The organism is Globicatella sp. HMSC072A10, from assembly GCF_001811625.1.
Taxonomy (GTDB): domain Bacteria; phylum Bacillota; class Bacilli; order Lactobacillales; family Aerococcaceae; genus Globicatella; species Globicatella sanguinis.
Window position 1 is genome coordinate 1 of sequence record NZ_KV805819.1, and the last position, 277, is coordinate 277.

Annotated in this window: 1 pseudogene; it reads left to right on the top strand. The window is 32.1% G+C overall.

Features of this window, described 5'->3' with window-relative positions:
* A pseudogene (locus HMPREF2811_RS11650) lies at positions 1–277 on the top strand (ISL3 family transposase); the annotation flags it as partial.

Sequence of the window (277 nt, forward strand, 5' to 3'; positions counted from 1 at the left end):
AAGAGTATAAGAAATATTCATTATTTAAGCAAGCGATTCATGAAAGGGGCATTGTTGATTATTTATTATCAAAAGATTCTACTCTTAGTCTCAGTTACCGTTTGATTCATGAGGTAATGGATGCCATAAAGGAACATTCCTATGATCAATTCATCCATGTATTGGAGGAAAGTAAGAAATATCGCCTCCCTAGAAAAATACGAACGGCATTTAATACTTTATATCATTATCGCCATAATATACAAAATAGCTTGAAATATACGCTATCAAACGGTTG